19 protein-coding genes are annotated in these 22,913 nt (G+C 51.1%); 7 read left to right on the top strand and 12 right to left on the bottom strand.

Annotated elements, in window-relative coordinates:
* The first annotated feature begins 14 nt into the window (after window positions 1-14).
* The 6 genes from pilB (at window position 15) to yacG (ending at window position 5,480) form a co-directional block, all read left to right on the top strand.
* Window positions 15-1,730: a type IV-A pilus assembly ATPase PilB gene (gene pilB / locus DDY07_RS16750; RefSeq protein WP_171696693.1), complete on the top strand. Its 1,716-nt coding sequence runs from the start codon at window positions 15-17 to the stop codon at window positions 1,728-1,730.
* 2 nt (window positions 1,731-1,732) lie between these two features.
* Window positions 1,733-2,950, top strand: a complete 1,218-nt coding sequence (locus tag DDY07_RS16745; protein ID WP_205452935.1) for a type II secretion system F family protein — start codon at window positions 1,733-1,735, stop codon at window positions 2,948-2,950.
* 75 nt (window positions 2,951-3,025) lie between these two features.
* On the top strand, window positions 3,026-3,892 hold the full coding sequence (locus tag DDY07_RS16740; protein ID WP_101051498.1) for an A24 family peptidase: 867 nt from the start codon (window positions 3,026-3,028) through the stop codon (window positions 3,890-3,892).
* 3 nt (window positions 3,893-3,895) lie between these two features.
* Entirely contained in the window at window positions 3,896-4,501 is a 606-nt protein-coding gene (coaE, locus tag DDY07_RS16735) for a dephospho-CoA kinase (protein ID WP_171696692.1), read from the top strand.
* Between the two features lie 2 nt (window positions 4,502-4,503).
* The gene (gene zapD / locus DDY07_RS16730) at window positions 4,504-5,277 is read left to right on the top strand and encodes a cell division protein ZapD (protein ID WP_051669750.1); all 774 of its coding nucleotides are present in this window, start codon (window positions 4,504-4,506) and stop codon (window positions 5,275-5,277) included.
* Window positions 5,277-5,480, top strand: a complete 204-nt coding sequence (gene yacG, locus DDY07_RS16725) for a DNA gyrase inhibitor YacG (protein WP_171696691.1) — start codon at window positions 5,277-5,279, stop codon at window positions 5,478-5,480. Before zapD ends, yacG begins: the two co-directional genes overlap by 1 nt.
* Before the next feature lie 16 nt (window positions 5,481-5,496).
* Here yacG and DDY07_RS16720 read toward each other — a convergent pair whose 3' ends face one another.
* The 12 genes from DDY07_RS16720 to DDY07_RS16665 all read right to left on the bottom strand — a co-directional run bounded on the left by DDY07_RS16720 (window position 5,497) and on the right by DDY07_RS16665 (window position 21,501).
* On the bottom strand, window positions 5,497-6,441 hold the full coding sequence (locus tag DDY07_RS16720) for a Nudix family hydrolase (RefSeq protein WP_171696690.1): 945 nt from the start codon (window positions 6,439-6,441) through the stop codon (window positions 5,497-5,499).
* A 12-nt stretch (window positions 6,442-6,453) separates the two neighbouring features.
* Window positions 6,454-7,668, bottom strand: coding sequence for a bifunctional glutamate N-acetyltransferase/amino-acid acetyltransferase ArgJ (gene argJ / locus DDY07_RS16715; protein WP_171696689.1), 1,215 nt, complete (start codon window positions 7,666-7,668; stop codon window positions 6,454-6,456).
* 953 nt (window positions 7,669-8,621) lie between these two features.
* On the bottom strand, window positions 8,622-9,149 hold the full coding sequence (locus DDY07_RS16710; RefSeq protein ID WP_171696688.1) for a hypothetical protein: 528 nt from the start codon (window positions 9,147-9,149) through the stop codon (window positions 8,622-8,624).
* 466 nt (window positions 9,150-9,615) lie between these two features.
* Window positions 9,616-10,533 carry a Dam family site-specific DNA-(adenine-N6)-methyltransferase gene (locus DDY07_RS16705; protein WP_171696687.1) on the bottom strand — a complete coding sequence of 306 codons (918 nt, stop codon included), beginning with the start codon at window positions 10,531-10,533 and terminating at the stop codon, window positions 9,616-9,618.
* Window positions 10,533-11,360: an EcoRV family type II restriction endonuclease gene (locus DDY07_RS16700; RefSeq protein ID WP_171696686.1), complete on the bottom strand. Its 828-nt coding sequence runs from the start codon at window positions 11,358-11,360 to the stop codon at window positions 10,533-10,535. Before DDY07_RS16700 ends, DDY07_RS16705 begins: the two co-directional genes overlap by 1 nt.
* Before the next feature lie 494 nt (window positions 11,361-11,854).
* Entirely contained in the window at window positions 11,855-12,079 is a 225-nt protein-coding gene (locus tag DDY07_RS16695) for a sulfurtransferase TusA family protein (RefSeq protein WP_171696685.1), read from the bottom strand.
* Window positions 12,076-13,119 carry a tRNA (5-methylaminomethyl-2-thiouridylate)-methyltransferase gene (locus tag DDY07_RS16690; RefSeq protein ID WP_171696684.1) on the bottom strand — a complete coding sequence of 348 codons (1,044 nt, stop codon included), beginning with the start codon at window positions 13,117-13,119 and terminating at the stop codon, window positions 12,076-12,078. The genes DDY07_RS16695 and DDY07_RS16690 overlap by 4 nt, the downstream gene beginning before the upstream one ends.
* Window positions 13,120-13,303: 184 nt before the next feature.
* Entirely contained in the window at window positions 13,304-15,058 is a 1,755-nt protein-coding gene (locus DDY07_RS16685) for a methyl-accepting chemotaxis protein (RefSeq protein ID WP_171696683.1), read from the bottom strand.
* A 118-nt stretch (window positions 15,059-15,176) separates the two neighbouring features.
* Window positions 15,177-17,723, bottom strand: coding sequence for a GGDEF and EAL domain-containing protein (locus DDY07_RS16680; protein ID WP_171696682.1), 2,547 nt, complete (start codon window positions 17,721-17,723; stop codon window positions 15,177-15,179).
* Complete coding sequence (locus tag DDY07_RS16675) at window positions 17,720-18,142, bottom strand: hypothetical protein (protein ID WP_171696681.1); 423 nt, start codon at window positions 18,140-18,142, stop codon at window positions 17,720-17,722. The genes DDY07_RS16680 and DDY07_RS16675 overlap by 4 nt, the downstream gene beginning before the upstream one ends.
* A gap of 141 nt (window positions 18,143-18,283) precedes the next feature.
* On the bottom strand, window positions 18,284-18,916 hold the full coding sequence (locus tag DDY07_RS16670) for a response regulator transcription factor (RefSeq protein ID WP_101051991.1): 633 nt from the start codon (window positions 18,914-18,916) through the stop codon (window positions 18,284-18,286).
* Window positions 18,913-21,501: a PAS domain S-box protein gene (locus DDY07_RS16665; protein ID WP_171696680.1), complete on the bottom strand. Its 2,589-nt coding sequence runs from the start codon at window positions 21,499-21,501 to the stop codon at window positions 18,913-18,915. Before DDY07_RS16665 ends, DDY07_RS16670 begins: the two co-directional genes overlap by 4 nt.
* Window positions 21,502-21,689: 188 nt before the next feature.
* Between DDY07_RS16665 and DDY07_RS16660 the strand changes: the two genes are divergently transcribed.
* Window positions 21,690-22,847: a PilT/PilU family type 4a pilus ATPase gene (locus DDY07_RS16660; RefSeq protein ID WP_171696679.1), complete on the top strand. Its 1,158-nt coding sequence runs from the start codon at window positions 21,690-21,692 to the stop codon at window positions 22,845-22,847.
* Window positions 22,848-22,913 lie beyond the last annotated feature (66 nt).

The following is a 22,913-nucleotide window of genomic DNA, read 5'->3' as shown; positions in this document are numbered from 1 at the left end:
CCAGACTTTTTTTCATGGCGACAGCACCCACTAACATCCATTTCAGCGGCTTGGTCAAATGCCTGATTCAAAAAGGTTTGTTGACCGAGGAATCGGCGGCGACCTGTTTGCAGGAGGCGCAGAAGCGTAAACAAGCGTTTATCAGCTATTTGGTGGAACATAAGTATGCGGACAGCAAAACCGTGGCTACGCTGGCTTCGGCGGAGTTTGGTGTGCCGTTTTTCGATCTGGATGCCATAGACCCTTCATTCTTGCCGATCAAACTAGTCAGCGAGAAATTGATTCGCCAGCATCATGCCTTACCTTTATTCAAGCGCGGCAACCGCTTGTTTGTCGCCACCGCCGATCCGACCAATTTTCAGGCGCTGGACGAGATCAAGTTTCATACCCGGCACAATACCGAAAATATTCTGGTTGAAGAAGACAAGCTGATCCGCATGATAGACACGGCGCTGGAGGCTGCCGATACGTCGATGAAGGATCTGTTGGACGACGATCTGGACAATATCGATATTTCCGCAGGCGACGACAGCAAACCGGCCGACGAAGCAATAGGCTCGGATATTGATGACGCGCCTATCGTCCGTTTTGTAAATAAAATCCTGCTGGACTCGATCAAACGCGGGGTGTCGGACATACACCTGGAGCCTTTCGAGAAGAAATTCCGTATCCGTTTTCGGGCCGACGGTATTTTATCGGAGGTGGCCAGTCCGCCGGTGGGCATTGCCAACCGGATTATTTCCCGGCTGAAAGTCATGTCGAAAATGGACATTGCCGAACGGCGGGTGCCGCAGGACGGCCGGATCAAGATGCAGATTTCCAAGAACCGGGCCATCGATTTTCGGGTAAACACCTGCCCGACGTTGTTCGGTGAAAAAGTGGTAATGCGGATTCTCGATCCGACCAGCGCGCAAATTGGTATCGAGAAACTCGGCTTCGAACCCGACCAGCAGAAAAATTTTCTGGAGGCGATCCACAAGCCTTACGGTATGGTGCTGGTCACCGGGCCGACCGGTAGCGGTAAAACAGTATCGCTGTATACCGGGCTGAATATTCTGAACAGCATCGAAACCAATATTTCCACCGCCGAAGATCCCGTAGAGATCACCGTGGAAGGCATCAACCAAGTCAATGTCAATCCCAAGGCCGGCCTGACCTTTGCCGAAGCGCTACGGGCATTTTTGCGGCAAGACCCGGATATCATCATGGTTGGCGAGATTCGCGACCTGGAAACCGCCAGTATCGCGGTCAAGGCGGCGCAAACCGGTCACATGGTGTTGTCTACGTTGCATACCAATGATGCGCCGCAAACCATCAACCGTTTGGTGCAAATGGGCATAGAACCGTTCAATATTGTTTCGGCGGTGATTTTGATCATGGCACAACGGCTGGCGCGGCGCTTATGCGAGCATTGCAAGCAAGAAGTTGATTATCCGGAAAGCACCTTGCTGTCGGCCGGGTTTAAGCAGGAGGAAATCGGTACGTTTAAAGTCTACGGTCCAGTGGGTTGTGAACATTGCAATAACGGTTACAAGGGCAGGGTAGGGATCTACCAGGTAATGCCTATCACTGAAAAAATGCGTGCGCTGATTTTGAACGGCGGTAATTCCATGCAAATGGCGGAATTGTCGAAAAGTGAAGGAATCAACGATTTAAGAATGTCGGGGCTGTTAAAAATTAAGCAAGGCGTCACTTCGCTGCAAGAAATTGACCGGGTCACCAAGGAATAATCATGGCAAAGCAAGACGAACAAATCGAGTTCAATTGGGACGGTTTCGATAGGCAAAACAAGAAAACCAAAGGTACCATCAGCGCCAAGAGCGAGGTCATTGCGCGCACCGAATTAAGGCGGATGGGCATTCGGGTCATCGGTATCAAAGCCAAGTCCAAGCCCTTGTTCGGTGCCAGAGTGCAGAAAATCACGCCCGGCGACATCGCGGTGTTCGCCAGGCAGTTGGCGACTATGCTGGCCGCTGGTGTGCCTTTGGTGCAATCGTTCGATATTATCGGCAAGGGACACGACAACGCCAGTATGTCGGAGTTGCTGTTATCGATAAAAGCCGATGTGGAAGGTGGCGATACCCTGGCCCAGGCCTTAAACCGTAAGCCACTGTATTTTGATGCGCTGTTCTGCAATTTGGTCGAAGCCGGCGAACATGCCGGGGTATTGGAAACTTTGCTCGACAAGATTGCCACCTACAAAGAAAAAACCGAATCGATCAAAAAGAAGGTTAAAAAAGCATTGACCTACCCGATTGCAGTGTTGGTCGTCGCGTTTATCGTCACCGCGATTTTGCTGATTTTCGTGGTGCCGGTGTTTGAGGATTTGTTTAAAGGCTTTGGCGCCGACCTACCGGCATTTACCCAATTTGTTATTGAGCTGTCGGCGTGGGTGCAGGAATGGTGGTGGGCGGTGATTGGCGTGATCGCCATTACCGCTTACGTGTTCAATTATTTTAAAAAGCGCTCGAAGGCGTTTAACCATTTTCTCGATAAAACTTTGCTGAAAATCCCGGTTGTCGGGATGATTCTGGAAAAATCGGCCATCGCTCGTTTTGCGAGAACGCTGTCAACGATGTCTGCGGCTGGCGTACCCTTGGTTGAAGCACTGGTTTCGGTGGCAGGGGCTTGCGGCAATATTTTATTTTACGAAGCGGTGATGGCTGTGCGCGACGACGTTTCCACCGGCCAGCAATTGAAGTTTGCTTTGGAGACCACCGGCATGTTTCCGAATATGGTGGTGCAAATGGTCGCGATTGGCGAGGAGTCCGGTTCCATTGATGCGATGCTGGACAAAGTAGCCGATTTTTACGAAGAGGAGGTCGATAACCTGGTCGATAACTTGAGCAGTTTGATGGAGCCTATCATCATGGTGATCCTGGGTATCCTGGTCGGCGGCTTGATCGTCGCGATGTATCTGCCTATCTTCAAGTTGGGCGCGGCTATTTAGTTTTTGTTATTCCCCGGCTGCTTGCCATCGTTGGGCCGAGCGCCGGGGCCGAATTACGGATATTCTCTCTTCCCCATGGTTTTTGCCACTCTACAACACTATCCGCTGTTTCTGATCAGCGTCGTTTGCGTGCTGGGCCTTCTGGTCGGCAGCTTCCTAAACGTGGTTATCTACCGTTTGCCGGTCATGATGCAGACGGGTTGGCGGCGCGAATGCCGGGAATATTTGCAGCTCCCGCAGGATGAAGCAAGCGAAGTGTTCAACCTGATGTTGCCGGCCTCGCATTGCCCGTCGTGCAAAACCGAAATCAAAGCCTATCAAAACATTCCGGTCATCAGTTACCTGTTGTTGGGCGGCAAATGCGCACATTGTGGGGTGAAAATCGCCATCCGTTACCCGCTTATCGAAGCGTTTACCGGTTTATGTTCGGCCGTGGTGGCTTGGCATTTCGGTTACGGTTGGGCTTTAGCGTTTGCATTACCTCTGACTTGGTGTTTGATCGCATTGAGTTTTATCGACATCGATCAGCAATTATTACCGGATTCGATCACGCTGCCGATGCTGTGGCTGGGCCTGTTGTTAAGCCTGTTTGATATATACACGAATAGCCACGACGCGATCATCGGCGCGGTGGCAGGCTATTTGAGCCTGTGGAGCGTTTATCAACTTTTTAAATTGCTGACCGGCAAGGAAGGGATGGGCTACGGCGATTTCAAGCTGCTGGCACTATTCGGGGCCTGGCTGGGCTGGCAATATCTGCCGCTGATCATTCTTCTGTCATCTTTGGTGGGTGCGGTCATCGGTATCGCGATGATCGTATTCGGCAAACGCGATGCCGGCAAACCGATACCCTTCGGGCCTTATCTGGCCATGGCCGGCTGGTTGGCAATGTTGTTCGGGCCGGAGCTGAATGCCTTATATCTGCATACTGCCGGTTTGTAGGCGATGCTGAAGATTGGTCTGACGGGCGGCATAGGCAGCGGTAAATCCACGGTTTGCCGGTTGTTTGCCGAATTTGGCGTTCCCATTGTCGACGCAGATCTGATTGCCCGACAGTTGGTCGAGCCGGGGCAGCCTGCTCTGTCGATGATCGCTAGATCTTTTGGGCAACAGATGCTTAACCAGGACGGTAGCCTGAATCGCGCCAGACTGCGCGATGCGGTATTCACTGATGCGGACAAAAAGCGTGAATTGGATGGCATCATGCATCCCTTGGTGTACGGGAAGATCGCGGAGGATGTCCGCGAGTTAACCGCCGACTATTGCATTATTGCCGTGCCGCTGCTGCTGGAGTCGAAAAATCCTTATGTCGTGGATCGGGTTTTATTGATCGATTGCCCGGTGGATTTGCAAATAGCCCGGGTTACCGCGCGCGATAAACTCACTCGCCAGCAAGTGCAAGCCATCATCGACAGTCAGATGTCGCGGCCAGAACGTTTAAGCAAAGCGGACGATGTCATCAAGAATATCGCCGGCCCGGAGCAACTTGCAGAACAGGTTAAAAGACTGCACAATTCCTACACTTTATTAGCCACCGTCAGGACACAATAGGCTTGAATACACAAACTATCTACGAATTCCCTCTCAATGAACGAATTCGGGTGTTTATGCGCTTGGAGCAACTCTTTCAACAGCTCAGTCACTTCATGTTGGGCGCTTCGGTTTTCGATAAACGCGCCGCCATTTCGGTTTTACTCGACATCTTGATGATCTTCAGCCGAAGCGACTTGAAATCCGAGTTGATCAAAGAGCTGGATAGACACACCAAAGTACTGAATCAACTGGCGCATAGCCATGGCGTCGATGATGAAAAATTGCAGGAAATACTGCTTGAGCTGAATCAAGCCAGCCGTAATTTGTATAGCGCCAACGGCAAAATCGGCATCAGCGTGATGGAAAGCGATTTGTTTCAAAGTATCTCGCAGCGCAACTCCATCCCCGGTGGCAGCTGTTCCTTTGATTTGCCGGCCTTTCATTACTGGCTGGAGCAGCATGAGGCCGAGCAGCAAAAAGACCTGGAACGCTGGACCCAGCCTTTCGTGGACATTCGGGTAGCGATCGATTTGATCCTGGGTTTTATTCGGCAAAGCAGCGTGCCCACGCAGGAGCTTGCCAAGGCCGGATTTTTCCAGTTAGCGCTGGACAATAAAAATCATCCGGTGCAATTGCTTCGAGTTGGCTTAGCGGCTGACACCCCGTGTTTTGCCGAAATCAGCGGTGGCAAGCATCGGTTCAGCATCCGGTTTATGAATCCATCGGTGGACGAAAACCGGCCCAGCCAGACGTTGGACGATATTGAATTTTCTTTGACCCGCTGCATGTTCTGATGAACACGAATACTCCGACTATGGTGGCATGTCCCACATGCCGAAAGCCGGTAGCCTGGATAGCCGCCGAACCATTCAAGCCGTTCTGCTCGGAACGTTGCAAATTAATCGATTTAGGCGATTGGGCTACCGAAGCCCATAAAATCCCCGGCCCGCCGCTGCTTGACGAAGACGGCGAAAATTCGGATTTCGAATCCTACTAAGCCGGAATTTATCCGGCTAATCTGCCGCTAAAAAGGTGCTGATGCCGGCTATCCCCTGAGCGCCGGCGGCAAGGGCGCGATTCAGATCGTGCTTCCCCAAACCCCCCAAGGCAAACACCGGTAAATTGATGTGCTCGAGCAGTTCGCTCAAAGCCTGCCAGCCTAGCGGCGTGGCGTCCGGATGGGATGCGGTCGCTTGGATGGGCGCTAAAACCGCAAAGTCCAGGCCCAGCGCTTCTGCGTGTTTCAGTTCCTCAAGGTTATGACACGATGCCGCTACCCAGCGATAGCCGTTTGGCCGTTCATGACAGGCCAGCAAGGCGCGGCTGCTCAGGTGCAGGCCTTGCGCATGAACCGTATCGACAGGCAAATCGGCGTTGACCAGCAAGCTAACCTGTTGCTGCCGGCAAAGCTGAGAAACCTGCTCGAAGACAGTTTGCAAATCGGCAATAGGTAAAGACTTGACGCGAAATTGCAGCAGCTTGACACCGTTTGCCAAAATCCGTTGGCAATTGTCTAGCGCTTCCGTCGCGCTGCGGCCTTCCAGGATGGCGTAATAATGCGGAAGTTGCGCGGCGGCGATGATGGGGATGTTGGCGGCCGGAAAGGTAAACTCCTGTAGTTGCCCGGCATCAACCCAGCGCATCGCCTGACCTTCGCAGCCTCTGGCTTGGCCGGCAAAGGCGCTGACATTCCAAACATCCAGCAACACATGCCTGTCGCCATAATCGTGGTTGATTTTGATCAGCGGTGTTGCGGTTTCTACCTGAATACCAACTTCTTCCGCCAGCTCACGGGCTAGTGCTTGCTGTACCGGTTCATCTGTTTCCAGTTTGCCGCCCGGAAATTCCCACAATCCGCCTTGATGCGCGTGTTTGGCACGCTGGGTAATCAAAATCTTGCCGTCGCCGTCGCGGATTACGCCGACCGCGACATGCAGACGCTGGTTATGGGTGGACATGGTTTTAGCGGCTTAGGTACGGTATTCGGCGTTGATTTTGACGTAATCGTAGGAAAAATCGCAGGTCAACACTTCCTCGCTAGCTGTGCCTCGTCCCAGTCTGACCGTGACGACGATTTCCTCCTGATTCATCACACGTTGGCCATCTTGCTCGGTGTAAGAGCGGGCTCGGCCGCCGTTTTCGACGATGCACACGGTACCCAGATAAATTTCGATTTTATCCAGGTCCATGTTTTCGACCCCGGCCCGACCAACCGCCGCTAAAATTCGCCCCCAGTTAGGGTCGCTGGCGAAAAAGGCGGTTTTCACCAAGGGCGAATGGGCGATGGTTTTGGCGACTTGCACCGCCTCGGCACTGTCGCGGGCTTGCTCGACGACGATGCGCATCAGCTTGGTGGCCCCTTCGCCGTCGCGAATAATCAGCTCCGCCAGGCGTTTGCAAATCGCCATAACTGCCTTGGCGAAGGCCGCATATTGCGCGCTGTCGGCCAGAATCTCCGGCGCCGAGCTACTACCGCTGGCCAGTAATACGCAGGCGTCGTTAGTCGAGGTATCACCATCCACAGTGATACGATTAAACGATTTTTCCGCTGCTGCGGACAAGCATTGTTGCAACAGAGACTGCTCGATATTGGCATCGGTAGCGACAAAACCCAGCATGGTGGCCATATTGGGTTGAATCATGCCGGCTCCCTTTGAAATCCCGGTAATCGTCACCGGGTGGCCGGCGATATTGATGATGATCGAAGCGCCCTTGGGGAAGGTGTCGGTGGTCATGATCGCGCGCGCGGCTTTGTCCCAATGCGCTTCGGCCAAATTCGCGACGGCGCTCGGCAACGCTGCCGTGAGCTTTTCCACGGGCAGCGGTTCGCCGATGACACCAGTGGAGAAGGGCAAAACCTGCTGTGCCAAGGCCTCGACTTCGCCGGCCAGATTGGCGCAACAAGCGAAGGCATCCTGCAGGCCTTGCTTACCGGTACCGGCATTGGCGTTGCCGGAATTGATCAGCAACCAGCGCGGGTTTTGCGATAAGTGCGCTTTGGCGATATGTACTGGCGCCGCGCAAAAGGCATTTTGGGTAAACACCGCCGCGCAACTGCCACCGTCCGCCATTTCGAGCACTAAAATATCGTCGCGGACGGTTTGTTTGATGCCGGCATTGCAGGTGCCGAGTTTGATGCCTTTGACGGCATGCATGGTGGGGAAGTCGATTTGTCCTACTGCCATTGTTGTAACCTGTTAATTTGTGTCGCTGTCGCGACGGCTTGATTTAACGTCGGTTCTCGGACCGACGGCCGAGATACTTTTCTTTGCTTGTCCAAAGAAAAGTACCCAAAAGAAAAGACACCCGGATGCCGCTTTGATCCTGCGCGCCGAAGCTTTCGACGGGGATCGACAGAAGGGGCTTCCTGCCCCTCTGTCGATGTGCGGCATCCATGCCGCACCCCTGCGGGCTGTTCCCGCCGAAAGCTCCGGTGCTCGGCGCGGCATACGGGACAAAACCATCCCGGAATTTAGATGCACTTTGTGGCATCAACCTTAATACGACATTCAAATGTCGGGTGGGCAACGCTTTTTTGCCCACCGTGTTAAATCGATAACCATAAATCTGCGTGGGCACAAACAGCCGTGCCCACCCTACTGGGCTCGGAATTTAGTGCAAACCAAAGAGTTTTGTTTATCCCTCGTAGGGTGCATTAGCGATAGCGTAATGCACCGAATAATCGAAGATCAACATTCGGCGCAATACGGCTTCGCCTATTGACGCCCTACGGATTGCACCTTACCGCGTTGTTCCGCTCAAAAGCTCCGGTGCTCGGCGCGGCATACGGGAAAAACCATCCCAGAATTTGGCAAGTAATTCATGCCCCAAAGCCTTTTATTTAAGCCTCGTAGGGTGCGTTAGCGATAGCGTAATGCACCGAATAGTCGAATGCCAACATGCGGCGCAATACGGCTTCGCCTATTGACGCCCTACGGATTGCAACTTACCGCGTTGCCCCTTCGGCAACGCGATGCATCCCTGCATCGCCCCTACGGGCTATTCCGTCCAAAAGCTCCGGTGCTCGGCGCGGCATACGGGACAAAACCATCCCGGAATTTAGCAAGTAATGAATGTTCAAAAGCCTGTTGACTATTCCCAGTAGGGTGCATTGGCGATAGCGTAATGCAGCGAAGAGTTAGTTAATAGCATCAAATTGGTCCATAAAATACTTGCCATTGCTGTCATTGAACCCTAAAAACTCTTTTAATTTATCCTTGGGTACAAGAAATTTGGCCCTTACGTTTAGTGGCTGTAGTTTTTCTTCCGATGTTTCCTTTGCGATGTAGCAAACCTCTCTGCCACGACTTGTATTTACTTCAATTTCAATATCTAGTCCTTCCTTGCGATACTTACCAGAAATGGAGGCCGTAAGGACTGTGTAAATTTCAAACTCGCCATCGCCGGGATGACCTAAAGGACCATTGGAATAACCTCCAAGCGAACTTCCTTGCATGTTGATTTGATATCCGTTTTCCAAGGCTGGGCTCCAAAACATTTTGGGACTAAACGGTGCAACAATAAGCTTCTTTCCACGATGCATTCCAGCAATGTGTTTGCTCAGCGAAATCTCATATTCAGTTACAAAGACAGCTAAAGCCCCTTGCACGATTACCGTGCCACTTTCTATGATTTCTCCGGTGAATATGAAATTGGTTCCCGACATATTGTTTTGCCTAAATAGTGATTAAATGATTTCGGTAAAACCGTTTGTTGCTAGCGCGACGGTTTTTATCCCGTATGCCGCGCCGAGCACCGGAGCTTTCGGCGGGAATAGCCCGTAGGGGTGCGGCATGGATGCCGCACATCGACAGAGGGGCAGGAAGCCCCTTCTGTCGATCCCCGTCGAAAGCTTCGGCGCGCAGGATCAAAGCGGCATCCGGGTGGCGTTTCTTTTGGTGACTTTTCTTTGGCCAAACAAAGAAAAGTCACTCGGCTGTCGGGCCGAGACCCGACGTTAAATCAACCCGTCGCGACAGCGACACAACCAACTTAGTTGACTATAAAACCGCGTGTTTACAAACAGCAGTGCTCAGCTACATGGCTTTAACTTTATAGAAGAATGCGACCAAAAAATTTAACCTAACTTACTTGCCGTAACGCAACGTAAATGGGGTGGCTTGAGAGTCGTATTATGCCGTTACATATTTAGCGGGTTGTTCAAAAAGAGTGTATTGAATTGGACGCTCAATTATTTTATCAACAGGTGCGCTAAGAAAATTTGTAACCAATGCCTCAACAACCGGATTTCTATTCTCTTCTTTTCCACCCAGATGATAGAAGTGTTCACGGGTAATAACGTTATATTTTGACCACAATTTCTTTATATATTCGTTTTCTCGGTAATCATTATGGTGCCACGTCGATAAAATAAATTTGCCTTTAAACTCGGAAAGTTTATTAAATAACTCGCGTTCGTGGCTTTCATCCCAGCCGTTATAATAATCAACATGCCTATCGATGTAAGGAGGGTCGCAATAAATTATGTCTTGTGATGAAGCCTCACCAATTGTTTTGGTGAAATCCTGGCATTTAAACGAGAGGTGTTTTGCTTTAATAATTTTACTCGCCCAATCCACTTGATTGACAATTTTTGTTACATACGCTTGGGCAAAACGCTGAGGTTTACGGCAAAACGGAATGTTGAAGCCACCTTTTCTATTGAAACGGATCATTCCGTTAAAACCTGCCCGATTGACAAAAAGAAAATCAAGCGGTGAGTGCTCGGCGTTAAATCGGTCTCTGATGAAGTAATAGTGGTCTTCACCTTTTTCTAAAAGCAATGCGCCTTCGCGTGTCAGATAGTCTTTAACCACTTCGGTAGTTATTTCTCCAGAAGCAACGCTAGAGTAAAAATTAATAAGGTGAGGATTCGTGTCGCTTAATAGCGAATGTTGCGAAGCGACATTAAAAGCGACCGCACCGGTTCCCATGAAAGGCTCAATCCACAAGCCATCAAAATCGTTAGGTACAATGCTTTTTATCCAAGGTACAAGTTTGGTTTTAATGCCTTGGGATTTTATCGGAGGAACGTATATTTTGGTGCTCATTATTCACCGTTCCTTTTATCGACCACCAACGAAATATCGCCGTTTTTGTACGCGACAAACTCACGCAATGTGGAGATTTTTTTCGTACCTCCTTTCCCATCTTGAATGGTGATTTTACGGTAATTCATCCAATATTCATCGAACCAGTTTTCGCCTAACTTTGAAAACATGCCTTGACCTGAGATGATGTCGGCAATGTTATTGATACTTCCAATATTCGCAGTATTCCCGCTACCGCCTTTATCGCTGGCGATTTTCCATTTTTCGGCAATAAAGAACTGAAAGTTTTTTACAACTGATGCAATGGATTGTAATTCGTCTATCCGATGAATTTTAGTTTCATCAATGGTTGCTCCGTCAGCTCTATCATAAATAATGCCCAGGCAAAAATGGCCTGAATATGAACTGTAAGGGAACTGGATATTTTTAGTGCTGGTACGATTTTCGAAATACGCGCCGTGTGAACCAAGTGTAAACCCGTTGCATAAATGCAGTTTCTTTGGGTTTCTATAGGTAGTCTTAAAATCGACCGCAAATTTAATAGATTCATTATCCGTTTTTACAAACGAAATGTCTGGGTAATAGTTTTGGTGTTCTGCAAGTACGACTTTGTAACCAATTGATTGGGCAAAGTGCAAAATCTTAGGGAATAAATGAATTTCAAGAATTTTTGAAACAATCTTGGTGTCGGCTGAGATGGTGTATATGTTTTTAAATATATCTACGAAACCTTTTACATTCCATTGCCCATCTTCCGCGCTGACATAATCCTTAAGTTCAAGGACAAATTTTTCAAGATTTTCTGCGAAAATTTCTTTTTCGGTCATTTGGTTACAGCTTTGGTTTTGATTGGTTGCAAAATTGTACAGGCTATGTATCCTGATGAAATATGGTGATTATTCAAACGCATGGCAAATGATTAAATGATCCTACATAGCATCCCATGCTCTTATATAAACCGTTTCTTACTATCGCGACGGTTTTCCTCCCGTATGCCGCGCCGAGCACCGGAGCTTTTGGCGGGAATAGCCCGTAGGGGTGCGGCATGGATGCCGCACATCGACAGAGGGGCAGTAAGCCCCTTCTGTCGATCCCCGTCGAAAGCTTCGGCGCGCAGGATCAAAGCGGCATCCGGATGGTGTTTCTTTTGGTGACTTTTCTTTGGTCAAACAAAGAAAAGTTACTCGGCTGTCGGGCCGACAAATCGGCAGGATAGTCGATTTGCATGCGTTAGCACCCGAAGGGCGAAAAACAAGGACGTTTTTCGTGAAACCGACATCAAATCAGCCCGTCGCGACAGCGACACAACCAATCAAATAACTCAACCTACTTCCAAAACAATCACATACTCCCCATCACCCGTACGAGTGTCCAAAACCTTATGCCCATTAATCCGACACCAAGCCGGAATATCCTGCATCACCCCAGGATCGGTGCATTCCACGGTCAACACGTCACCGGTCAGCAGGGTTTTGACTTTGTCCTGAGTGCGGATTACCGGCAAGGGGCAGAGCAGGCGACGGGCGTTCAAAACATGTTCACTCATACGAACCACTCCTGTGGAATTTCGTCGGCGAGCAAAGGCTTAACGAACACATTGCGTTCTGCTCCGTCCCGCTCGCGGATGGTCACTTCCACTTGTTCGGCTTCGCGGCCTTGGCCGTAGCGGGCGGTAATCTGCGCGGCCTGCAGCAAATCGTCTTCGCTGGGCGTGCCGTCGATCAAGGCCAGCGGGCCGCGATGGCTGGCGCAGTTCATGCTGATAAATTCTTTTTTATAACCGCTCATGAAGCGGGCTTCGCCGTCCTCGCGCGCTATGATGACTTTGAAATGTGGTTTGGGGCGGATATGCCGTCCCACTTTCAGCAGCATCACATCGTCCAGATCGTAATCGCGTTCGCCGTGCGCTTTCCATAGATCAACCAGCTTTAACGAGTAGGCTTCGTCGGTCAAGAAACAACAGCCGCCGGCGGGTTGGGCGTAGTCGGTAAAGCCGTATTCTTTCGCCAAGGTCATTTGCGGTTTGCGTGACCGGCCGCTGAAACCAAACATTTTCTCGCGACTGATCCAGCCTTCGCGTTCCGGCAAAGTGGCGGGTAGGTTTTGCGCGGACAAGGGTCTTACCAGTAAATCGTCGGCACCGGACTGGGCCGCGACGATGGGCATGGTCTGCTTGCGCTGCGACATGGGTCGTTGGCCGACCACTTCGCCGGTGATGATGAAATCGAAGCCGTTTTCCACCATCCACTGTTTGGCCTTGTTGACCATGAAAATCTTGCAATCCAGGCAAGGGTTTAGGTTGGCACCGTAACCGTGCTTGGGGTTTAGAAGGACGTTTTTGTATTCTTCGATGACATCGATGATATGCAGTTTGATACCCAATTGCTCGGCCACCCACAGCGAGTTGTTGCGTTTGACCTTGTCGGCGTCTTGCTTGCGTATCGCGTGCGTGTGGCCTTCCACGCAAAAGCCGGTGAAAAAATTGATGCCCTCGACGTGGATACCTTGCTCAAGGATGGCTTGGGTAGCCAGCATGGAGTCCAGGCCGCCGGAAATCAGCGCCACCGCTTTTCTTTGTTGACTCATAACTCAGATGTCTAGCAGGAAAAACGCCGCATTATACTGTGGATTTCAGCAATATGCGGCTGTCAGCAACGTGGGCAAACAATTAATTGGGCAACTTTCGGCGGGAAAATCCACCAAAAAATCAGGGGTTTGCCTTGGTGGGTCGGTGATTCGCCGGCCGCTGACGGCCGGCGAAGCGATGGCTTTAAATTCTAAAATGGCCAACCGTCTGGCGTAATTGATTTGCCAGCTCAAGCAACTCATGGCAGGCATCGGCGGTGTGTTTGGCGCCGCTGGAGGTTTCTTGGGACACATGGCTGATATTGCTGACATTACGGTTAATTTCTTCCGCGACCGCTGTCTGTTGCTCTGCGGCGGTGGCGATCTGATTATTCATGTCGTTGATGGTAAATATTCTCTCGCTGATGGTATTGATCGAATCACCTGCCGAAGCGGCTTGCTCAACACTGGAGGCGGCGCGTTTTCTGCCGTTTTCCATCACCGAAACCGCTTGTTTCGCCCGGCCTTGCAACCTTTCTATGGTTTGGCGGATTTCCAGCGTCGAGTTTTGCGTGCGGCTGGCCAAGGTGCGGACTTCATCCGCCACCACTGCAAAGCCGCGGCCTTGCTCGCCGGCGCGGGCCGCTTCAATGGCTGCATTCAACGCCAATAAATTGGTTTGCTCGGCGATGCCCTGAATCACGCTTAATACTTCGCCTATGCTGTTGCTGTCGGTTTCCAGATCGTGAATCACATTGGCGGCATTTTCCACTTCGGTGGCTAATTCGTTAATACCGCCAACTGCTTGCGTGACGATATTTTTGCCTGACGTCGCTTCCCGGTCCGCATTTTCGGCGGCTTCGGATGCTTTGACCGCGTTTTTGGCAACCTCTTGTACAGTCGATGTCATTTGTTTCATCGCATTGGCCACCAGCGTGGTTTCTTGCAATTGCCGCTCGACGCCTTGTTGGGTGGATTGGGTGATGGTTGCCAGTTTGTTGGCGGCCTCCGCCAGTCGGTCGCTGGTCACGCTGATTTCTTCAACGGTTTTGGCGATTTTCTTCACGAAGGCATTAAAACTGGAAGCCACCCAGGCAAACTCGGATTTACCCGACGCGCTGAGCCTGGCGCGCAAATCGCCGTCTCCGCTGCAAATGGCTTGCAGGTTCAGCGCCAATGCGGTCAGTGGGCCGATGATGATTTTGCTCATCACCAGATAACCGGTGATACCGATGATTAAAAGCGTCAAACCCAAAAAGCCGACAGCGTAAAACACGGTTTGCTTCAACTCGCTAAAGGCGTTGCTAAAGGGAGTGATGATTTCGAATGCGCCGTGCAAGTCGCCGGTCCGGCGGTTTTCCATGGCATAACCGAGTAAATCCTGGCCCTTGCCGTTGCCCCATAAGGCTTGCGAGGTTTGCGGGTCGCCGTGACAAAGCTCGCATTGTTTGGTCATTTTCACCGGTCTGAAATAGCGAATTTCTTGTTTCTCTTCGTCGACCATGGCGTATTCGCTTAGCGCCGGGTCTTTTTTGAATTTGTCCAAAACCTGTTGTTCCAGTTGGTCCGGCATGTTTCTGGGCGGATTGCGGGGATTCAGTGCCGGCGCTTTAAAACGAAAACCGCCTTCCTTGGCTTTGGCTTCTATCACGTCCCAGGCATTGGCGGTGGGGACGGTCGCGATAATCAACGACCGGCGGCTGGCTTCATCCTTGCCTTGCACCAACTGCCGGAGGTACTCCGGCGAGTAAAGGCCGCTTTCCCAATTTTTGGCTACATTGTCGCGAATCGATTCGGAAAGCAGCAGCAATTGCCGGGACGATTCAATCTTGCGGTCTATCAGTTTTTGTTTTTCGATGTTGGCAAACATCAACAACAAGCCCAAGCTCAGGACGAAGAGTATGCCCGTGGTAATGGCTACCACTTTGACTCCCACCGAATGCCAGTTCATTAAGAACATAAGATTTCCCCCGTTAAATTTATTGTTATAAGAGTGAGTGAAACGGCAGATGGATGATCAAACATGCCATGTCGCCAAGTCGTGTAGAAAATCAATGAGGGCTTAAAATGACGGCCATTTAGCTGCCGTTGCGGATGTTTTTCGGTCGAATCGCCCGGTTCAAGCTGTGTATTACACGTTCGAATTCAGGTAAGGGCATGGGTTTGCCGAACAGGTAGCCTTGAAAGGCATCGCAGCCTATACGCTCCAGGCAGATGCGTTGATCCTGGGTTTCCACCCCTTCCGCAATCACATTCAGGCCCAGGTTGTGGCCCATGCCGATAATGGTTTGGGCAATGACCGCATCGTTAGGGTCAACGATAAGGTCACGCACAAAGCTTTGATCGATTTTGAGTTGGCTCAGAGGCAGCTTTTTCAGATAACTCAGTGAGGAATAACCGGTGCCGAAGTCGTCCATCGAAAAACGTACGCCCAATGATTTCAGCGTTTGCATTTTTTCGATGGCATCTTCGACATCGTGCAATACCATGCTTTCGGTCAATTCCAGTTTGAGTTTTGCCGAGTTGGCGCCCGAGTTGTTAAGAATTCGGCAGATCGATTCGACGAAATCGGCTTGACGGAACTGTCTGGCGCTTACATTGACGGCAAGCTGTAAATGCTGGGTGAGCGGATTCTGTTCCCAGGCCTTGAGTTGCTCGCAGGCGCATTGCAACACCCATTCGCCGATGGGCAGAATCAAGCCGGATTCTTCGGCTAGCGGGATAAACTCGGCCGGCGAAATCATGCCTTTTTGCGGATGTTTCCAGCGTAATAGCACTTCTGCGCCAAAAATCTGGGCGTTTTTATCGACCTGGGGTTGGTAATGCAGGCTCAGCTGATCTTGGGCCTGGGCATGGCGCAAATCGAACTCCAGCAGTACGCGCGATTCCAATAAGGCCTGCATCTGTGGATCGAAGAAGCGCAGCGTGTTGCGGCCGGCATCCTTGGCCTGGTACAGCGCCGCGTCGGCGCGCCTCAGCGTGTCGTCGAACGAGTTATTGTGTTCGTCGAATATGGCAATGCCGATACTGATGGAGCCGAGATGTTCCTTACCGTTTAACAACATGCCGGTATTGATGGCGCACAATATTTTGTGTGCAACGTCTTCGGCATTCGCGGTTGCCTCGGCTTGCGCGCTGCCCAGATTTTCCAGCAGCACGATAAATTCGTCGCCGCCCAGCCGGGCAACGGTATCGCCTTGACGGACGCAGGCTTTTAGGCGCGAGGCAATTTCTATTAGTAGCTGATCGCCGATTTGGTGGCCCTGGGTATCGTTAATCGTTTTGAAATTATCGACATCAATCATCAACACCGCGCCATGTTTGCCCACGCAACGGCTATTGTGTAAGGCCTGCTGTAGCCGGTCTTGCAACAGGCGGCGATTGGGCAGGTCGGTGAGCGGATCGTAATAAGCCAGGCGGTGAATGGCGGCTTGCGCTTCCTTGTGTTGGCTAATGTCGGTAAAGGCCGCGACGTAGTTGCAAGTGTGGCCGTCCGCGCCGGTTACTACACTGATTGTCAGCCACTTCGGGTAAACGTCGCCGTTTTTACGCCTGTCCCAAACCTCGCCTTGCCAGAATTTTTCGCGCTTCAGAGCGGCCCACATTTCCCGGTAAAACTCTTGGCCGTGACGGCCGGATTTTAAAATCGAGGGTTTGTTGCCGATGACTTCGTCCGGCTGATAACCGGTCAGTCGGGTGAAGGCGTTGTTGACGCGCAAGATGATATTATTTTCATCGGTAATCATGATCCCTTCCTGGGACTCGATAGCGCGCTCGGCGATGCGCAATTGGCTCTCCGCCCAGCGGATGTTGCTGATGTCCCGGCTAATCACCACCATGCCTTTGCGTTGGCCGTTTTCCTGGTAAATCGGCGTTTTGCGTACCTCTATTTCGATCAAGCGGCCCTCGTCGTTGAGAATATGATCTTCGAACATGATCAAGTGTCCGGCCTTCCATACCGCTTCTTCATCCGAAAATAGTTTTATATGCTTGTCCAGTGCGTCCGGCTGTTGATCGGCCAGTTCCAGATAGGTCTTGCCCTGCCAATCCATACCGTCAAATCGGAATAACTGTTGCGCGTGCTCATTGGCGAATAACAAGCGGCCGTCGCCGTCTTTGAACAGAATAGCGTCGGGAATGGCTTCTATCAGGCTGATGAGTTGCTGGCTGAGGGCTTTTAGCTTGCTTTCGCTTTCCTGTAGATCCTGTTGCGCCTGCGTGCGCACGGCAATTTCGGCTGCCAGTTGCCGATTGCTCGGTAGTTTCAATGCATGCGGTACTAATTTGACCAGCAATATTGCCGCTGCCAGGGAGATGGTCGCCGTCAAGGCTTTTATGGCGGTATCCAACCAATACAAGGGTTGCCAGATCAGGAAGATGGACATCAAGTGCGATGCCCCGCAGGCCAGAATAAATGAGCTGAACATCAAATAGATGCCGCGAAATTTCAGGTCTCGGCGCTGTGATACGACATAAGCCAGAATGACGGCAATCGCGAAATAGGCCAGAGTGATTAAGGCATCGGAAATCACATACGACCACAGCAGGCCGGGCGTCCACTTTAGGCAAAACCCGTGCGGCATCAGTCCGCCCGCACTGAAAAAATCGAAGAATGGTGTTTTCACGCTAATTTTCCAGCACGGTTTGGTCCGGACGTAACCGTGGGCGGGTTTTGCGTATCGGGCAATCCTTGGCTAAACGCGGCTTTGTGCGCTCCAGGCACATGGTGGGCGGTGCGAATGTAGGGTGTGTGTTTGCTGAAGTATTTATCGAATATGCCGGTATCGAAAATCTGATGTACGTCGCCGCCACAGCCTTGCAGATTCAGCTCGACGCCGGCCTGCATCCAATCGCAGATTAGCGAGATGGTGGCGATGCCGCACATATTGAATGTAGGGATATTCTCGAGTGTTATCCTGGCGCCGGCGCGCGTATTGACTTTGGTGTGAGCCTTGCATGACGCCAGTAATTCATGGCATTTTGCAAACTCCAACGTGTTACGGATAGTCACCTCAAACCATTCACCTGTTACCGATACTTGCATAGATGAACCCCGATGCATTCAAAATTCTGGATCCTGCATCATATTTAAATGTAGAGCGGCTGAATATCAGTCAATCCGAAATTTCAGGCAGGTAAAGATGTAATTTGTTGTAGGTCATTTCCTGCTTATGCGGGCATAGGACTACATATTCAGGCGGTGTGCATCATAGTAGCGGATCAATTCGGCGTTATTGCTGATGTGCAATTTTTCAAACAGCCGGGCTTTGTATGTACTGACAGTCTTGTTGCTGATTGCTAGGTCCCTGCCGATGTCGTTCAGGCTTTGGCCTTTAGCCAGTAACTGCAAGATTTGAAACTCGCGTTCGGATAGTTTTTCATGCGGTTTGCTTGGCTCGGAGCTCTCGAATTCAAATACCATTTTTTCGGCGAGTTTAGGGTCGATAAATCGGCCGTCGCCAGCGACTCGGCGGATGGCTGTCAGTAAGGTTTCCGGGTCGTTATCCTTGGTTAGATAGCCATTCGCACCGGTTTTTAATGCGCGCGAGACGATTTGCAATTCGTTGTGCATACTCAAAATCAGGATGGGCAATGCCGGATATTGGCTGCGAATCCGGCTGATCATCTCCACGCCGCCAAGATCGGGCATGGTCAGATCCAGTAGCACCAGATCAACGGCGTTTTCATCGAGAAAACTCAACAGTTGCTGGCTATTTTCGGCTTCGCCGACGACGGTAATATCGGTGGAGAGTGCGAATAGTTGTTTCAGACCGCCCCGCACAATGGCATGGTCGTCGGCAATAATTAATCGGATCATAGTTCTGGTCTTTTAGGGTTAGCCGGGATACGTACCTGGATAGAGGTACCTTGGCCCGGGGCACTGGAAATACTGGTTTCTCCGCCCAACATCAAGGAGCGTTCACGTATGCCGATCAGGCCAAAAGACTTGGTCTTAGTGGGCGCATGGGTGTCGAAACCACGACCATTATCGTCAATTTTCAGGCAATAGTGGTCCTTATCCAAATTGACGGCAATTTTTACCTTGCTGGCTGCCGCATGCCGCAGCACATTGGTCAGCGATTCTTGGGCGATGCGAAAAATCACGATTGCGCATTCTTCGTCCATATCGAAATCATCTTCCGGATATAACAGATCGCACTGAATCCCGGATTGTTCCGCGAATTTCCTTACCAGCCACTCCAAAGCCGGCACGATTCCCATTTCTATCGCCGAGGGACGTAACGAGGTTGCCACATCGCGGGTAACTTGGATGGTTTGGTCCAGTAATTCCATGATGTTGCGGATTTGTTCGGCCAGCTCTCGGTTGTTGATGGCGAATTTCATGCGCAGCAGCGACATTTCCATGCGCAGGGCAGTCAACATTTGTCCCAGCTCGTCGTGAACTTCACGGGCCATGTGCTTGCGCTCTTCTTCACGGGCCTTTTCCCGACGAGCGGCCAGTTGCCGTAATTGCAAGCGGGACGATTCCAGGTCTTTTTCTATTATTTTCAGTTCGGTGATGTCCTGCGATGTGCCTATGCCGCGCACGAAACTGCCATCCCCGGCAAATACCAGATCGGCGCGTTCCCTCAGCCATTTTATTTTACCGTTCGCCACGATACGGTGTTGGATGTCGTAAGGCGCGCCACGCATGGCCGCTTCCCAGGCGTGGCGCACGTAATGTCGGTCAGCCGGATGCACACATTTCAAGAAGCGCTCGTAGCTTATCGGCGTGCCCAAAGGCATGCCGAAAATGCGGTAATTTTCGTCAGACCATTTCAGAGAATGCTCTCTAAGGTTTAATGACCAACTGCCCAAATGCGCCTGGGCTTGGGCGTGAGCCAGATGTGCTTCGCTTTCGCGCAAGGCATTTTCGATCAACTTAAAATTGCTGACATCTCTGTTAACCCCGACGATTTTTTGCCCGCCGCTCTTGGGATCGCCGGCTATGATGGCTGACGCCTGAATGAAGCGTAAGGCGCCGTCGCTCTGGCGGCGAATCCTAAACTCCCAATGCTTTTCCTGCTGGTCTCGAATCAGCTTGCGAAGTGTGGCTTCGGTACGCGGTAAGTCTTCGACTACCACCAAGGCTGCCCAGGTCTGATAGTCTATGGGCGTCCCCACAGGAATACCGAACATCTCGTACATGCGTTCATCCCAATCCCCGACGCCCAACGCCAGATCCCACTCGCAAATGCCGATTGCGGCGGCTTTGGTGGCCAAGCTCAAGCGTTCGCTGTAATTGCGGAGTCGCTCCTCCGCGCTGCGGCTTTCGGTTATATCGCGTGCCAGACCGATGGTGCCCAGCACATCGTTTTTATCGTCGACGATGGGGGCTTTGATCGTTTCGGTCCAGGTTTCCCGTCCAGCGTCGAAGGCCCTCTCGGTCAGCGATATTTGTTGCCGAGTCAGCATCACTTCTTGGTCAACCGCGCGGTAATGCTCGGCCAGGCCTTCCGGCCAGATATCGAAATCAGTCACATCGTTTGAATCGTGCAGATGGTCGATGCCCACGGCGTTTAGCCAATGTTTGTTGGCTTGAATATATTTCCCGTTTCTGTCCTTCATCCAGGCCAAGAACGGCAAGCTATCGTACATGGCACGCAGACGGGCTTCCGATTCGCTAACCCGTTTTTGTGCAGACTTCAATGCGGTAATGTCGGTCACCAAGACGAAAAATCCTTTTACTTGCCCTTCCGTACCGTCGGGCAAATAAGCGGCTTGCGTATAGCGCGTTTCACCCGCGAAATTGACGATGGTACGCTCAAAATACTGCGGTTCTCCTTTCAGAACGGCATCGATAAACGGCTTATTCAGCGTGTATAGATGATCGCCGATGACTTCGCGAATATGTTTGCCGAGCAAGTTTTCCGAAGTAAAGCCGAACCATTCTTCATAGGCTTTGTTGCCAAATTTGTTGATAAGATTTTTGTCCCAGTAGCCGATCATCGCCGGCATATGGTTGAGGACGGAGCCCAAGTTATGTTGGCACTCTAAAATTTCGGCATGTTTCTCCGGGTTATTGGGCACCGGAATGTCCGAAAGTATCGTTAGCCACGCCGATATAGTGCCATGCCGGTCTACTAGGCCTCGACCGCTAACGCTGACGCAGACTGCGCTGCCGTCTGCGCGCTTTACAATTAATTCGATAGCCTCTTCCGTCATGCCTGGGTCAACTGGCTGGAAACACGGTAAAAGCGCAACGGGAAAAGGCGTGTTGCCGTCGGCGGTAAACAGGTAATGTCGATTCTCCCAATCGGCTGTTGAGCCAATCCCCAGCATAAGTTCAGCGGCGCGGTTGACGCAGACGATTGTGTGCGTCGTGTCGAAAACAATGACGGCTTCTTTAATGCTGTCTATGATCCCGTAAAGCAAGTCGGTTTCATGGGCAAAATTACTCAAGTTGAGTCGGCGGTTTGGCATCTCGACGAATTAGTAATGGTTTGGGAAGGCAAGCATAAACGAGCTACTACATTTTTCGGCGAAGAAATTAACAGGCATTTTTGGGTAAGCGAGCGAATAGCGTCCCGGCTTCACTTGTGGGCGGATTGGCCTACACTTTGGGCATTATCAATTCGAGAGCCGCCCGCATGGAATTTAAAGACTATCTAAAAATCCTCGTCCAACACGATGGTTCGGACCTTTATCTGACGGCGGGCGCTCCACCGGCGGCCAAGTTCCAAGGCAGCTTAAAACCGTTGGAAAACGTCAAACTTAGCCGTGAACGCATCAAGGAAATTGCTGACGGTATCATGGACGCCGAGCAACGCGCTGCCTTCGAACAGGTGCCGGAAATGAATCTGGCGATCACCGAAGAAGGAATCGGACGGTTTCGGGTGAATATTTTTAAACAGCGCAATTGCCATGCCTTGGTAATCCGCAACATCAAGGTCGATATTCCCAGTGCCGATGCCTTGGGCTTGCCGCAAATCCTCAAAGATAAAATCATGGAAAAGCGCGGGCTGATTTTGTTTGTTGGCGGCACCGGTTCCGGTAAATCCACGTCCTTGGCGGCCTTGATAGATTATCGCAATAGCAACTCATCCGGGCATATCATTACCATCGAAGATCCTATCGAGTTTGTGCATCCGCATAAAAAATCCTTGGTCAATCAACGCGAAGTGGGTGTCGATACCCTCAGTTATGAAGATGCATTGAAAAACACTCTGCGGCAGGCGCCGGATGTGATTCTGATTGGCGAAATTCGCAGTCAGGAGACCATGGAACACGCTTTGGCTTTTGCCGAAACCGGGCATCTGTGCTTGTCCACATTACACGCCAATAATGCCAATCAAGCTTTGGACCGAATCATCAATTTTTTCCCGGAAGAGCGCCGTCCGCAGTTGTTGATGGACTTGTCCTTGAATCTGCAAGCGTTTATTTCCCAGCGCCTCGTGCCCACCGTGGAAGGTAAGCGGGTGGCGGCTATCGAAATTTTGCTGGGCACTAAATTGGTCAGCGATTTAATCCATAAAGGCGATATTCACGCCATTAAGGAAGCGATGGAAAAATCCGAAAATATCGGCATGCAGACTTTTGACAGTCATTTACTCAAGCTCTATAAAGGCGGCGTGATCACCTTGGAGGAGGCCTTGCGCAATTCGGATTCGCCGAACAATTTAAAACTTAAAATCAATTTGAGCGAAGGTTTGGGGTCGGCGACCAAAAAACCCAGTTCGTTGGCCGGCGGTCTTGCTTTGGAAGAAATCACCAAGAAAGAGGGTGATGAGGAAAGTGGGGGGCATTAAGGAAATTCCAACGAATGTCCCAAACATCTTTGCTTTGTCGTACAACGAAAGCGGGAAGCCGGGAAA

This window comes from Methylomonas sp. ZR1 (genome assembly GCF_013141865.1).
GTDB lineage: Bacteria > Pseudomonadota > Gammaproteobacteria > Methylococcales > Methylomonadaceae > Methylomonas.
The sequence above is the reverse complement of the archived record's forward strand: the minus strand, read 5'-3'. Positions and strand labels throughout refer to the sequence as shown.